We start from the raw sequence: 14838 nt of genomic DNA on the forward strand, positions 1-14838 counted from the left end.
AGAGGGGAAATCCAGTTTTCTGTTTCTGGTGAAGTCAGTTTCAGGGTGTTTTGAAAAGTTCTCGGGATGGAGCGCCATTCCTGAAATAATTTCTAAGAGATTGTTTTTAACCTGTTTTGCAAATGACATATGAGACCTCCTTGTAGTCAGACAAAAGATATAGTTCTGATTACAGGGGCCGCTCTTGTTGCTGTCACACCAGCAACGAGAGCGGCCGCACATTTTGGGCTCTGTGTCAACCTTTAGAGGTGATTTTTTTAAAATTTAGGTTAGACCCTTATTCAGGATTTAACCTCGTAACTTAACTAACTGACATTGGTTCACCCCCTACGAGCGTGCACAGTAACGGCATCTGCCCATTAAAAGTCGCCTACGGCGAGGGGTGCTATGCGCCAGTGGCGCATGTTCAGCACGGACCGCAGCGGAGCGTAGACCAGATGCACCGAAACCATAACTTTATCGGCTCCGATGCCGTGCAGCTAGGTGCACGGCACGGTGTGAACAGTAACGAAAGAAGGCATTGATTATAATGGAAAATAAAAACCCAATTCAGGTGGCCGACCGTCTTTTTCAGACTCTGGAGGTTCTGGCTGAGTCAGGCCCCACCGGTCTGATGGAACTATCTTCAAAACTGTCTCTGAACAAAAGCACCGTACACCGTATTCTCAACTCTCTGATTTATATGGGATATGTGAAACAGAATCCGGAGACTACTAAATATAGTCTCACGTTTAAGATTTGGGAACTGGCAAACCAGTTACTGACCCAAAATGACATTGTAGATATTGCAAGACCACATCTGAAAGAACTTGTCTCCAAATGCGGCGAGACAGTCCATCTCGTTCAGGTGGATGGCCGAAAAGCTGTATATATTGACAAAGTCGAGTCTTATACTAACTCGGTACGGCTGGTATCGAAAGTCGGAAAGAGTATTCCACTCTACTGCTCCGGTGTTGGAAAAGCATTACTGGCGGAAATGGACCTGGATGACGCCCGGGAAATCTGGGATAACAGTGACATTCAGGAATTGACGCCGCATACCATCACCGATTTCAGTGAGATGCAAAAGCACCTAAAACAGGTTCATACACAAGGATATGCCATCGACGATGAGGAAAATGAATTAGGCGTTCGGTGTATCGCCGCCTGCATCAAGGATTATAAAGGGAAACCTAAATACGCATTTAGTATTTCCGCACCGGTCAACCGTATGTCAGATGAACGGATTGCAGAACTTGCCAGAGATGTCTTGGATACACAAAAAAAATTAGAAGCAGAGTGGAATTAGAATCTACTCTGCTTCTAATTTAAATTTGTTCTGTTAATGGATACCTTCTTTTATCAGTGTCCATTCCTGACATCCATATTCCGTTGCACCCCATTGCCCTACTGATGCACCGTCTTCCGCAGAATTACTAAATACTTCAAGATATTTACCACTGTTTTTATTCACAATATGGCAATATCCACCTTCTGTCTCTTCCAGTAACCATATCTGTGAATCACTCTCGGCATAATCGTTTTGAATCGCTTTTGCCCCATCAGCTGCACTCTGCCCTTCAATATCCAGATAAAGGCCGCTGTTCATGTTTTTGATTCTATAACCACCATTTCCTGCTTCTTCAAAATTCCATTTCTGGCACCAATGATCTGTTATTCCCCATTGACCTGCTTCTGCACCCTCATTTGTTAATGCACTTTTAATTTCCAGATACTTGCCACTGTTTTTATTAATAACAGAAAAATCATCCGAAGTTTCACTGACCTGTATGCAGTCCAATTCCGCAAAACCTACATTTTTTGCAAATTTAACGGAATTTGTACCAGAATTTAAATAGCAGGTAAAACTACTCCACAGATAGCGGTCCCAATTAACTGTAACAGGATAATTTACTGTCCCTATCTCGGTTCCATTAACAGAAACCGTATGAGAGGCCTCTGTTCCCTCACCATTGGAATATCTGACTAAGATATTATAATTCCCTGCATTTTCAACTTTTATGTTTTGGAAATCAACCGCACTGTCTGATTCATTAATATATTGTACTTCTTGTCCATTAGATGCATCGATGGCATTGCCCGCCTGGGCATTTGTGATCACTGCCTTTTCCGCTTCGTAAATGCAGCCTTTCAAGGGAAGAGTGCCAACCCGTACATCGTTCAGATTATAGCTTACTCCATCAATTATCTTCGAGTTATTGAAGTTCTCTACGTTAGTGGCCTGATAGAGGGTCGTATTATCCGGGCTTACATCAAAACTCTGACTAAATCCTGAAAAATAACCTCCTGCCAAATCATTATAATCATAGGTCACTGCCATTGGAAGACGTTCCCATGCTCCCTGTCCCAAATTATAGTTTACATAAAAATTCTGTCCGCCACTGATATTGTCACTGCTATCCGTTCCCCACTTTGCAGATATTACAACCATCCCATTCGGCCCCCCTGCATCAATCCATTTTACATAGGGAGAAGAACCGATTCCTCTGCCATCTGCCAAAGCAACCCGGGTTCCAGGACTTCCTGCGTCCCACGTCACACCATCATCCGAAAATTTGCAGTAAACGACTGCATTATTCTTACTCAGGCTTGGTCTGTTAACCATTTCATATGTAGCCATGTATCTTCCATTTGGCAGTTCTGTCACCGTTATCATCCCCGGCCTGTCACTTGTATTATTAATAGCTGTTACATTCGTAAGTCCGCTCCAATTCACACCATCTGATGAAGTTTTAAGCGATACCGCCTGCAAAACACCATCAGATTTCTGTCTTTCATCAGAATAATAGCATACCAATTCTCCTGATGCACTCATTCCCAAAAATGGCTCCCATACAGTTGTTGTAGAAGATGTGGTACTTGGATCATATATGCAAGGTCCCCCATTATCCACTTCGCTTAGAAACGACCACGTATATCCCCCGTCTATACTCTTATACAATACAATTCTTGACTGAGTATAAGGATCATCGTCAAAAATATTTCCGGCCAACAGGATTGTCCCCGCCGGCATGTCCCCCACCTGAGTCGGCAATTCATACAGACACGGCTGGGAAGTCCTTAAAAGACCATATTCCTTATCATATACATTACTAATCAACTGCCAGTTGTCTCCGTTGTCCGTACTTTTATAAATAGGATAAACCTGTTTTGAAACACTTGTCCCGTCTTCCATCGCAATAGTTACATTTTTCAGTTGATCATATGTACACAATAAAGTTCCGTTAGCATTACCACTATTTTTTAAGCAGATAATTCTGGAATATGTAGCCCCTCCCGGATCGAATGTCGCATCTTTGTCTGAAACATAAACAACAGTACCATTATCCGTCGTTTGCGCCGACGCAGGAACAGAAAAACAAAATACCAATGTAAATACCGCTACTAGTGCAGTCAGTTTCTTATGCCATTTTCTCATCCTTCTTACCTCCTCTTTTATCAACTAAGCATTGCTTTTTCTAATTTATAAAAGCTAAAAATTATTTTCAAAAGAAAATACGGGACATCCCTCTTCATCCCACATGATTTTCATGCGATATACATGTCTGTTAGGATCATATAACGGGTCTCCGGTAATCTCGTCGTATTGCCGGGCATGGTAAATCATAATATCCGCTGCCCCATCTTCTGACTTTGTAAACGAATTATGGCCAGGCCCCAGAATTCCTTTCTTCCAATCGGTTCTTAAGACGGGAATCCTTTCCTTTTTCCACACACGCGGATTCAGGAGTTCTTCATCATCCGGAATACTCAGCATTCCCATACAATAACATGCACCCGTTGCGCTCGCCGAATAAGTCAGATATAACATCCCGGCATGGCGCAACAGTGCCGGACCTTCATTCACCCAGAAATCAACCCGCTCCCAATCATAATCAGGAGAGCTTAAAAGCACTTGGGGTGTAGAAAGCCTAACCGGACTTTCCATTTCTGCTATATATAGATTCGATATCTTCTTCCCGACACTAACCTTTTCTGCCCATACACAATACCATATCCCCCGATTCTCGAATACAGTCATGTCAAGCGAAAAATCTCTGAAGGAAAAATCGTCAGACGCCTGCATCTGCCCCAGTTCCTTCCAAGGGTCCTTCAGCGGGTCTTTGCCTGAGCATTCAAGGACATACGGACGTATCGCCCATATATCATCTTTATCACCTGCTGCATAATAAATAAACCACTTACCTTCAATATAGTGGATTTCCGGTGCCCATATATGCATGCTCATAATCCCCTGCTCATGCTTCTTCCATATGGTAACTTCATCCGCATCCTTCAGACCATCAAGCGTACTACTTTGACGGAGCACGATCCGGTCATATTCCGGTACAGATCCGGTAAACAGATAGGTTCCATCTTTATGTTTATAGACATAAGGATCTGCCCGCTGAATAATAAATGGTTCATTATAATTCGTTTTTATAAAATTGTCTCTATTCACTATTATTTCCTCACATTACTACTATCTGCCCCATACCACCTGTCTGTCACAGAGTTTCTCTGTCTAATATCTTATAGTTCAGATAAATGGCTTTCGGTGAATATTCCTCCGAATCTATCTGGGCAAGCAGTTCTGAGACTGCCGTTGCTGCAACCCCCTCAAGATTTGTTGATACTGTTGTCAACTTAGGTGTAATAAATTCCAGAATACTAATGTTATCGAATCCCATTAACCCAAAATCTTTCGGTATGGTCATTCCATTCTGCTGCCCCCAGCGCATCACATTCAGGGCATAGCTGTCGCCAGAGCATAGAAAAGCCGTCTTTTTTTCTGTTCCTTTATCAATCAGACATTTCACATCCTGCAGATAGTCAGTCTTACCAATCACCGAGGATTCAATCTCCGGATATTTGGCCATTGATGCCTGAAACCCTAAAAGACGCTGTTCGTGAACATATATATTTTCTTTTTCTTTCACAGCCAGCGGGGGGCAGATAAATATAATTTTTTGATATCCCTTAGATACGATCAAATCTACTGACTCCATAGCAGCTGCCATCTCATTAACCTGTACTGTTGTGATTGCGTCCGACACTTGGTTCCCTATACAGACAATCGGAATATGGAGCGAAAGCAGGAACTTTTCAAACTCTTTCCCTTTATTAATCGGGCTGATTAGTATCCCTTCCATCTGACGGTCAGCAAGCCCCTGAATAAGTTTCTGTTCCCAATCCAGACTTTCATCACAGACCACAATATTCGTAAAATACCCTCTCTTGTCCGCTTCCTTATTAATAATATTTAAAGATTGGACAAAATACATATTCTCAATATTTATCGTTACTACGCCCAGAGACATAGTTCTGCCATGATTCAGGCTTCTTGCCAGCAGATTCGGACGGTAATTATATTCCTTGGCAACAGACAGAATCCTTTCCCTTGTCTCCTTGCCAACACTCCCCCGGTCATTTAAAGCCCTCAGCACAGTTGTTCTCGACACACCGCATTTTTCAGCTATCTGATTTACAGTGATTGCCATCTTCCACTACCTCCGTTCATTCGTTAAGCCCCTGCATTTCTAAGCCGGGACGCATCATACCCTGCATAAAATCAGCTTAAGTATAACACCAAAACATAACTGCCGCAACGAAGACAACCCGTTATATTTCTATACGAATCATGTTAAAAGACAGCGGTTCGATTTCTGCAATACAGCTGCCTGATATAACATGTGCCCCTTCTCTTGAGCAGGGCTGAACAGCCGTATGGTCATATTGATTTGTCATCTTTTTGTCATCTGCCGTCATGCTTACAAATTCTGTGACCCTCTTTGGCTCAAAATTCTGCAGCATCACTTCCACTTTCATTGGTTCGTCTTCACTCTTGTTAACTACGAAAATAACAATTTCATTTTTTTCATCGTTCCAGACAACAACCTCATCAAGATACGGAACTTGATCAAAGTCTTCACACTGGTATGTAGGTCCTAATGAGGTGCTTCTTAAAACAATCCCCCTCGCATAATTTGCAAAATAGTAGAATGGATAATAGATTGTCTGAAGCCAGAGTCCACCGTCTTTTTCAGTCATAATGCATGCACTGACATTTGTAAGAAGGGACTGGCATGCAATCTTTATCACATCAGCGTTTCTCAGCATAACCATCTGCATTCCCGCAAAAAGCAGGGCATCCTCAAGAGTGTAAATCTGTTCGCTGATTGCAGGCGCAACCTTCCAGGGTCCTTTCGACACTTCCATATTTACAGAATCACCCGGAAGCGCCCAGACGCCCCACTCATCAACGCTGAATTTCATCTCCTTACAGGAACGTTTTTTCTTCTTTATCACCTGAGCAGCGGAACGGATGGTCTTAATATATTCCTCCATATCGAGTGTCTGGGCCAGAAACGCTTTTGTGCCTTTTTCCTGCCCGCCATAATATTGGTGCAGGGCCAAATAGTCAATCACGTCATATGTATGCTCGAGAACTTCCATATCCCATATTGGATATGTTTCCATATTCGAAAGCGAACTGCCACATGCAATCAACTCTATATTGGGATCCACCAATTTCATAGTCTTCCCTGTTTCTGCTGCCAGACGCCCATATTCACCGGCTGTCTTATGCCCGATCTGCCACTCCCCATCCATTTCATTGCCAAGGCACCACATTTTCACACCATATGGTTCTGCAATGCCATGAGCCTTCCTCATTTCACTATACTTCGTCCCTCCCGGGAAATTACAGTATTCAATATATTGAACAGCTTCCTCTATCCCTCGGGTTCCCAGATTCACGGTGAAAATCGGCTCAATATTAGCTTTCCGTGCCCAGCGGATAAATTCATCCGTCCCGAATTCATTCGTTTCTACAGCCTTCCATGCAAGCTCAAGCTTTCTCGGCCGGTCCTCCTTCGGTCCAACACCATCTTCCCAATGGTAAGCAGAAACAAAGTTTCCGCCCGGATAGCGTACTGCCGTCACCCCCATTTTCTTTACTTTTTCAATCACATCACTGCGAAAACCTTCTTCATCGGAGTTTAAGTTATCCGGTTCGTACACTCCTGTATAAATAACTCTCCCCATATGCTCCAGAAAAGAACCATACAGCCTTGGATCAATGCTGCCTATTATAAAATTTTTATCGCAAATTATTTTAGCCTCTAACATATGATTCTCCTTACCCCTTTAATCCGGCACTTGCCATACCTTCCACGAAGTATTTCTGCCCTGCCATATACAGAATGAACATCGGAAGAAGTGAAATCAGCGCACCTGCAAATGCGGCGCCATACTCGATGGTATTCTGCCCAATAAATAATGCCAGTCCGTTTGCAAGTGTACGCATCTCTGTCCTGCTCGTCACTATCATCGGCCACAGCAAATCATTCCACGAACCATTGATACTTAAAATAACCAGAGTGATCGCTGCCGGTTTTACCTGCGGCATCATGATTCTCCAGAATATTCCCATTTCGGAAAGCCCGTCAATTCTGGCAGCCTCGGCCAGTTCCTTTGGTATGCCTGAAAAGGCGGCGCGCATCATGAAAATCGAACCTGCAACTGCAACTCTTGGTATTATCAGCCCCCAGTAAGAATCGTACATACCCATCTTGAACACAACGAGGAATAGCGGGACCATAATAACCTGAAATGGTACCATCATTGTCGCCAGAGTCATTAGGAACAGCCCTGTCTTTCCTTTGAAATCATAAAAGGCGTAGGCATACCCGGCCATACTGTTTACAACAACAGCCAGCAATGTGGTTCCCCCTGCATAAATAATTGAGTTAAGCATATAACGAAGAATATTAATTCGGTCCTGTACATCAACAAAATTTTCCAGAGTCAATGATTTCGGTATAAAAGTAGGCGGCCAGGATATAATCTCCTTTTCCGGCTTAAACGCGCTTAATGTCATCCATATAACCGGCACCAGAACCAGCAATGCCAGAATGACCAAAACGATAAAGATCGGAATACTGATTGTTATATTTTTGATTTTAATCGCTTTTTTCTTTTTCATACTAATCCTCCTGATTCATTTTGCGATACATTATTACAGTAACAACCATGATTATCGCAAATAAAATCACCGACATTGCAGACGCATACCCCATACTCGAACGGGATGAAAATGCTCTGGAATAAATGTAAGTAACCGTGGATTCTGTTGTATAATTCGGTCCACCATTTGTCGTAATATAGATGATGTCAAATATCTGTAATGCCCCTGCAAACCGTGTCATTAAAATGTACCAGAAGGTCGGTCTGATGGAAGGTGCGGTGATATGCCAGAACTGCCGTATCTTCCCAGCCCCGTCCATTTCAGCCGCTTCATATAAGGACGCTGATACCTGCTGGATCGCCGTCACATAAATAATTGCAGAAATACCAAAACTCCTCCATATGGATATAAATGAAACGACGAATATTGTCAGTCCCGGTGTATTCAGGAAATTAATCTTCCCCAGCCCCATTGATTGTAACGCCGCTGTAACAAAACCAATATTGGAGTGAAGAATCATCTTCCACATAATACCGATTGCTGTCGCAGAACATATGACGGGCAGAAAATAAACCGCTCTGAAAAATTTATTCTTTATATTATTCTTTGTAATCAGCGCTGCAACTACCAATGCTCCCAGAACCTGCAGCGGCACCTCCAGCCCCGTAAAAATAGCAGTCACTTTTAAGCTGTTTATAAACCGGCTATCCCGAAATGCTTCGACAAAGTTTTCCATACCGATGAAACGTGCCGAGTCCATCGTGATGGACACATCAAACAGACTTAGTCCAAAAGCTATAATTAGCGGCACCACACTAAACAGGATTAACAAAATGACCGATGGGGCCAAAAAGAGATACGCACTTCTGGAAGGCTTATTCCAGTATTTCATCATTTTCTTCATTTAACTTCTCCTACCCGCCTGTCTCAAATTCCAAAGAAAAGGCGGCTGCACGGAACCGCCTCTCCACTTGCCAAAAGTCCCTGAAATCAGTTATTTATTATATTCCCCAACAATCTTATCTGCAGTTGTCTGGGCTTTTTCAAGTGCATCATTCACCGACATGTTTCCAAACGCTACGGAGTTAATCATCTCAGGGATGACATCATTCAGAATATCATTGATTCCCGGAAAACTTGAATCAACAATAAAGTCCGTCGGTGCATCTGGATTTGCAGAAGACATCACACTAAGTTTTTCACTTTGTTTATATTCATCTTTCTCCTGAACGGAATATGTATAAGCAGGAAAACCATTTGCCACTGACCACTCTAAAGCCGGACTTGATCCCTCTTCATTTTCTGAATTCCACCATTCAATGAATTTATATGCAGCTTCTTTCTCCTCATCGCTTGCTGTCGTTGTTACAGAAAATCCGAGTACTTCTACAGAGTTCATATCCCCTGCATCTCCCTGAGGTATCAGACCGATTCCGTAATTAACACCTGCTGTATCAAGTCCTGCCGTGACCCAGGGCCCCCCGACAGTCATACCAATCTGCCCTGCACTTACCATAGAATCCGTATCCGCTTCCAGAGGGTTATCCCCGTTTTCTGTTAAAGTCTTATACATCGTAAGGAAGTCAGCATATCCCTTATTTCCTGCAAAGTTTGCCTTCCAGCTGCCATTATCATCCGTTACTGACAACCCGCCCAGACGCTGCATCATATGTGCAATCTGGTAAGGATAATCATAGGAAATACCCGATCCATAAACATTCTTGCTCTCATCCGTAATCTTTTCAGCATATGTCTGCCATTCTTCCCATGTTGTCGGAGGAGCCTCCGGATCAAGTCCTGCCGCCTCGAATAAATCTTTATTCCAGTACATGTAATAACCTACAACCTGAAATGGTACAAAATATAATTTATCTCCCTCGGAGCAATAATCTAAATAAGATTGTATGAAATCATCCTTATCTAAATCAGTTTTGTCAAATACATCACTGATATCCTGCATATAGTCCCCATATGTAAATCGATAGGCACTTGAACTTAAAATCATGGTAGGACCTGTGCCTGCTGCAAATGCAGTGGAAAGCTGACTGTCAAAATCTGAAGAAATATCCATCTCAACAGTAATTCCATCTTCATTCTCTTTATTATATCGGTTCACCAACTCAACCAGCATATCTCCGTCTGAACCTGTAAAGCTGTTCCAGAATGAAATTGTGGTTCCTTTTGATTGATTTTTTGCATCCGTTTTTTCTGATTTAGAGTTTCCTCCTGAACCACTTCCGCAAGCTGCTGTTGAAACAATCATCATTGTCGAAATACCAAGTGCAGCCATTCTTTTCCACTTGCTCATTTTATTCATAATCCTGTCTCCCTTTCTTGAACATTCAGCAAACACACTTACCGGTTTATCGTATATCTGCTTTTTGGTTTAAATGTACACGTGTAACTAATTTTTATAAATAAAGAATATTCCCTTTGTGCATAAATGTCAATATAATTTTCCAAAACTAGCATATTGCATTAATATTGCACATATATTTTGTTGAATATCACAATTATATTTTAATATTATCTGATTTTATAATATTAATATAGTATTTATTAGAATGTTCACGAGTACTCTATTATTCCAATCATATTATTTGTTTAACCTATCATCCACAGCCTATTTTCCAAACAAAAAAAGCACTGAAAATGTCATCTCTTTTTACATTCTCAGTGCTTTTCACTTTTATAAATTTAATTAATCATTAACATCCTCGTGTACATGATCTTCCCACTACACGAATATTACCATAATACTGACAATCAGTACCGACACCGCATTTGAAATCAGCATCGTTCCAATCCCAAGAAGGGGACCAACCTGACTCTTTATGTATCCTTTTTCTGCTTCGCTTTCTCCGGCTGCTGCCGCATTATTTGTCAGCATATCATTCACAGGGAACCCCATCATACAGTTCATTGTCAGCACAATACCACGTTCTGCCCGGAATCCGCAGACCTTCGCCCCGACGATCCCGCACAGTACAAGCACAATCGTAGAGATGACAAACACAATCAGCAACGGTGGAATAAACGCTACCAGTCCCTGCCACGGGCAATTGGCAATTGTATTGGCCATCAGTCCCATCAAGCCTAATAACAGAAGCCCATATGCATCCGCTTTAAACAGAGGCGCTTTATCCATAAAGCCAAGACTGCCGAGGATTAACCCAAACAGCAGTGCCGTAATATTCGGATTAATATTCAGACCAGCCAGAACCGTCCCGTGAAGCAGATTGTTGATGACTGTCACTATCATAATAATCCCCAGAAAATACGCCGTGTTTTTATATTTTGCAGGAATTCTCTCACAGAACGGAACCTTCCCAGCCTGACCAGCCGCAGGACTCTTACCATTTCCGGGGCAGCCCGGCCCGATCATCGGCGGAATATTGCCTGCCCCCTCAGGAGCGCCCTGATTTCCACCTTGTGAATTCCTTGCTCTGAATTCCTGAGAAAGTGCCTTTCCTTCTCTCTTCAGCGCCCACGTTACAACCGGAACACTGAACAATCCCTGAAACATGAACACAAGCCAGGGAAACACAGAGATTGCCGGATTCTTGTCCAGTACCCATCTCGAAGCGATCGCACAGGAAGCGCCGCCGCCGATTACTGAGCCTGGAGCCAGAAATGCAAGTCCCTTCCCAAGTATTGGAGTAAGCCCGAATCCAACAATTACAACAAGAACCAGAGAGGCTATAATGCAAAGAAGTGATTCCTTTTTCTTCGCCTTCAGCATCTTCAGATTAATCATTGTACCGGAATGAATAACCAGCACATTAAACGCAATCGTACCTACTGCAATCATATTGGCAGAAAGCAGCATATCCTTCGGAAGAACCCCTGTCCCGAATCCAATTGCAAATATGACACCATAAATCAGCGGCATCGGAATCATCGATTTTAATTTTGCCGCTATCGCCAATGAAACAAATGCAATAGCAAGAAATACCAGAAAACTCCTGTCAAACGCCCACGTATACTCAGTCCCCATAAAAAATCACCGTCCTTACTTATGCCTCTTAGGCTTGGTCTTTTCAAGCCTTATGTGGCAAAGTACATCCTGTTGGCTTTGGCTCAGTCTTTTTGAGCCTTAGCAACATGGATGCTCCCCTTCGCCTCTTAAGCTTAGTTCTTTCAAGCCTTGTTATCTTGCTATAAGTATAAAGGAACGGTGATTTTTTTACTGTCAGAAAACTGACATATGTGTACATTTTGCTACTTCTTCCGCAACTTTTGCGGCCACACGCGGATCGAACGGGGACGGGATAATGTATTCCGGTTTTAGTTCTTCATCGGTGACAAGTGAGGCTATTGCACGGGCTGCGGCCAGCTTCATGTCATAATTGATATCCCGCGCGCCCGCATCCAACGCCCCGCGGAACAAACCGGGGAATGCAAGCACGTTATTGATCTGGTTTGGATAATCGGAACGCCCGGTTCCCATGACTTTTACCCCTGCCTCGACAGCATCCTCATAGGTGATTTCCGGGGTCGGATTCGCCATCGCGAAGACAACCGGGTCCGGTGCCATCGTACGCACCATTTCTTTAGTCAGGATGTTCCCTGCTGAAACGCCTACAAATACATCCGCACCCACGATTGCATCCTTCAAAGTCCCGGTAATCCCTTCCGGATTTGTCAGTCTGGCCAGTTCCAGTTTATGCCCCACTGCAAACGGGCATCCTTCTGCCAGAATTCCTTCCAGATCACAGATTGTCATGTGCTTCACCCCGGCATGCAGCATCATTTTTGCAATCGCGGTTCCTGCGCTCCCCGGCCCGTTCAGCACAACCTTGACATCTTCTATTTTCTTCCCCACAACTTTCAGGGCATTCATAAGTGCCGCCGTCGTCACTATCGCCGTTCCGTGCTGGTCATCATGGAATACAGGGATATCCAGTTCCTGTTCCAGCCTCTGTTCGATCTCAAAGCATTTCGGAGAACAGATATCCTCCAGATTAATGCCGCCAAAACACGGCGCTATCCGCTTCACAGTTTCAATGATTTCCTCCGTATCCTTTGTGTCTAAACAGATCGGAAATGCATCTACCCCGCCAAATTCCTTGAATAGAATTGCCTTTCCTTCCATGACCGGCATTGCAGCCTTCGGCCCGATATCACCCAGGCCCAGAACTGCAGTACCGTCCGTTACAACTGCAACCAGATTACCTTTGGCTGTATAGGAATATGCTTTTTTCTCGTCCTTATGAATCTCCATACACGGGCTGGCTACTCCCGGTGTGTATGCCGTACTCAGATCTTCCCTTGTCTTCAGCGGCACTTTACTGCACACTTCAATCTTTCCACGATATTTTTCATGCATCTTCATTGCTTCTTTTCCATAATCCATAACAGGCACCTCTTTCTTCCTTTCTTACTCCATATTCTTAAGCAGAAGTTCTTTTCCTGAAATTCCGGGTTCCGTCATATTCTTTACATCCAGTATCTCGTTTAACTCCTCCTCATTCAGAAGCCCTTCCTCCAGAATCAGCTTTCTGACAGACTCCCCTGTCTTCACTGCCGTCTTTGCCAGTGACGCCGCCTTCGCGTATCCAACATGCGGGCAGAGTGCGGTAACGATTCCGACACTGTTATCCACCAGTTCTTTACACCGCTCCCTATTTGCCGTAATTCCACTGACACAGTTATCAACAAATGTCTCAACCGCATAGGCCAGAGTATCGATGGACTGGAACAGACAGTAGAATACAATCGGCTCAAATGCATTGAGTTCCAGTTGTCCGGCTTCAGCCGCCATCGTGATTGTCACATCATTTCCTATGATGTTAAACGCTACCTGGTTGACTACTTCCGGAATCACCGGATTTACTTTTCCGGGCATGATGGATGATCCGTTCTGTTTCGCAGGAAGGTTGATTTCACCGAATCCGCATCTCGGTCCGGATGACATCAGCCGGAAATCATTCGCAATCTTTGAAAGTGTCACTGCGCAGGCCTTTACGGCACCGGAAACTGCCACAAACGGATCCAGGTTCTGTGTTGCATCGATCAGGTCATAAGCCTGCACGAGATCCATATCACTGATCCGTGCCAGATTTGGAACAATCCTTCTTAAATATGCTTCGTCTGCATTGATTCCGGTTCCGATTGCCGTCCCGCCCATATTCAGCGTCCTCATCTCTTCCTGCGCCTTTTCCATACGGTTGATATCCCGCTGGATCGCAACCGAATAAGCCTTAAATTCCTGACCAAGACGGATCGGCACCGCATCCTGCATCTGGGTTCTTCCCATTTTGATAATCGTGTCGAATTCTTCCCCTTTATCACAAAGTGCCTTATGTAACCGCTCCAGTTCTTTCTTCGCATTTTTCAGAAGTTTCAGGGAAGTCATTTTCCCGGCAGTCGGAATAACATCATTGGTAGACTGTCCGCAGTTTACATGGTCATTCGGATGTACAATGGAATAGTCGCCCTTCTGCCCGCCCAGTAATTCAATGGCACGGTTTGCAATCACCTCATTGGCATTCATATTAATCGAGGTCCCTGCCCCTCCCTGTATCGGGTCTACGATAAACTCATCATGAAGTCTGCCCTCCATGATTTCATCGCAGGCTTTCACGATTGCCTCAGCAATATGTTTATCGAGCAGCCCAATCTCACAGTTTGTAATCGCCGCTGCTTTCTTGATCTGCGCCAGACTGTTGATTACCTCCGGATGCATGGACAGCCCCGTAATTCGGAAGTTTTCCGCAGCCCTCAGGGACTGCACTCCATAGTACACGCCTTCCGGAATATCCTTGCTCCCGATCGAATCCTTTTCCGTTCTGCATTCCATTCCATCTATTTTTTTCTTCATCACCATAACAAATGACCTCCCAGATTGAATCGCCTGTTTCTTTTTACAGACATATTATAAATCCGGG

Annotated in this window: 11 protein-coding genes; 1 reads left to right on the top strand and 10 read right to left on the bottom strand. The window is 43.7% G+C overall.

The window, feature by feature from the left end; translation table 11 throughout:
• The first annotated feature begins 529 nt into the window (after positions 1-529).
• Positions 530-1288 (top strand): IclR family transcriptional regulator, encoded by a 759-nt coding sequence (locus A8806_RS18230; RefSeq protein WP_109732597.1) that lies wholly within the window; start codon positions 530-532, stop codon positions 1286-1288.
• Positions 1289-1321: 33 nt separating this feature from the next.
• On the opposite strand, the gene A8806_RS18235 is transcribed toward A8806_RS18230, so the two are convergent.
• The 10 genes from A8806_RS18235 to A8806_RS18280 all read right to left on the bottom strand — a co-directional run bounded on the left by A8806_RS18235 (position 1322) and on the right by A8806_RS18280 (position 14777).
• Entirely contained in the window at positions 1322-3418 is a 2097-nt protein-coding gene (locus tag A8806_RS18235) for an RICIN domain-containing protein (protein WP_109732598.1), read from the bottom strand.
• A 54-nt stretch (positions 3419-3472) separates the two neighbouring features.
• A complete protein-coding gene (locus tag A8806_RS18240; protein WP_109732599.1) occupies positions 3473-4441 on the bottom strand; it encodes a glycoside hydrolase family 43 protein in 969 nt (322 codons plus the stop codon).
• Between the two features lie 46 nt (positions 4442-4487).
• Entirely contained in the window at positions 4488-5480 is a 993-nt protein-coding gene (locus tag A8806_RS18245; RefSeq protein ID WP_109732600.1) for a LacI family DNA-binding transcriptional regulator, read from the bottom strand.
• 121 nt (positions 5481-5601) lie between these two features.
• Positions 5602-7110, bottom strand: a complete 1509-nt coding sequence (arfA, locus tag A8806_RS18250; protein WP_109732601.1) for an arabinosylfuranosidase ArfA — start codon at positions 7108-7110, stop codon at positions 5602-5604.
• 10 nt (positions 7111-7120) lie between these two features.
• Positions 7121-7966, bottom strand: coding sequence for a carbohydrate ABC transporter permease (locus A8806_RS18255; protein WP_109732602.1), 846 nt, complete (start codon positions 7964-7966; stop codon positions 7121-7123).
• Position 7967: 1 nt separating this feature from the next.
• Positions 7968-8852 carry a carbohydrate ABC transporter permease gene (locus tag A8806_RS18260; RefSeq protein WP_109732603.1) on the bottom strand — a complete coding sequence of 295 codons (885 nt, stop codon included), beginning with the start codon at positions 8850-8852 and terminating at the stop codon, positions 7968-7970.
• Positions 8853-8942: 90 nt separating this feature from the next.
• Positions 8943-10265 (bottom strand): extracellular solute-binding protein, encoded by a 1323-nt coding sequence (locus A8806_RS18265; RefSeq protein ID WP_109732604.1) that lies wholly within the window; start codon positions 10263-10265, stop codon positions 8943-8945.
• A gap of 420 nt (positions 10266-10685) precedes the next feature.
• Positions 10686-11945 carry a hypothetical protein gene (locus A8806_RS18270; RefSeq protein WP_109732605.1) on the bottom strand — a complete coding sequence of 420 codons (1260 nt, stop codon included), beginning with the start codon at positions 11943-11945 and terminating at the stop codon, positions 10686-10688.
• Positions 11946-12140: 195 nt separating this feature from the next.
• Positions 12141-13304, bottom strand: coding sequence for an NAD(P)-dependent malic enzyme (locus A8806_RS18275; protein ID WP_109732606.1), 1164 nt, complete (start codon positions 13302-13304; stop codon positions 12141-12143).
• 24 nt (positions 13305-13328) lie between these two features.
• Complete coding sequence (locus A8806_RS18280) at positions 13329-14777, bottom strand: aspartate ammonia-lyase (protein ID WP_109732607.1); 1449 nt, start codon at positions 14775-14777, stop codon at positions 13329-13331.
• Positions 14778-14838: the final 61 nt, after the last annotated feature.

Source organism: Faecalicatena orotica (genome assembly GCF_003149245.1).
Classification (GTDB): Bacteria; Bacillota; Clostridia; order Lachnospirales; family Lachnospiraceae; genus Faecalicatena_A; species Faecalicatena_A orotica.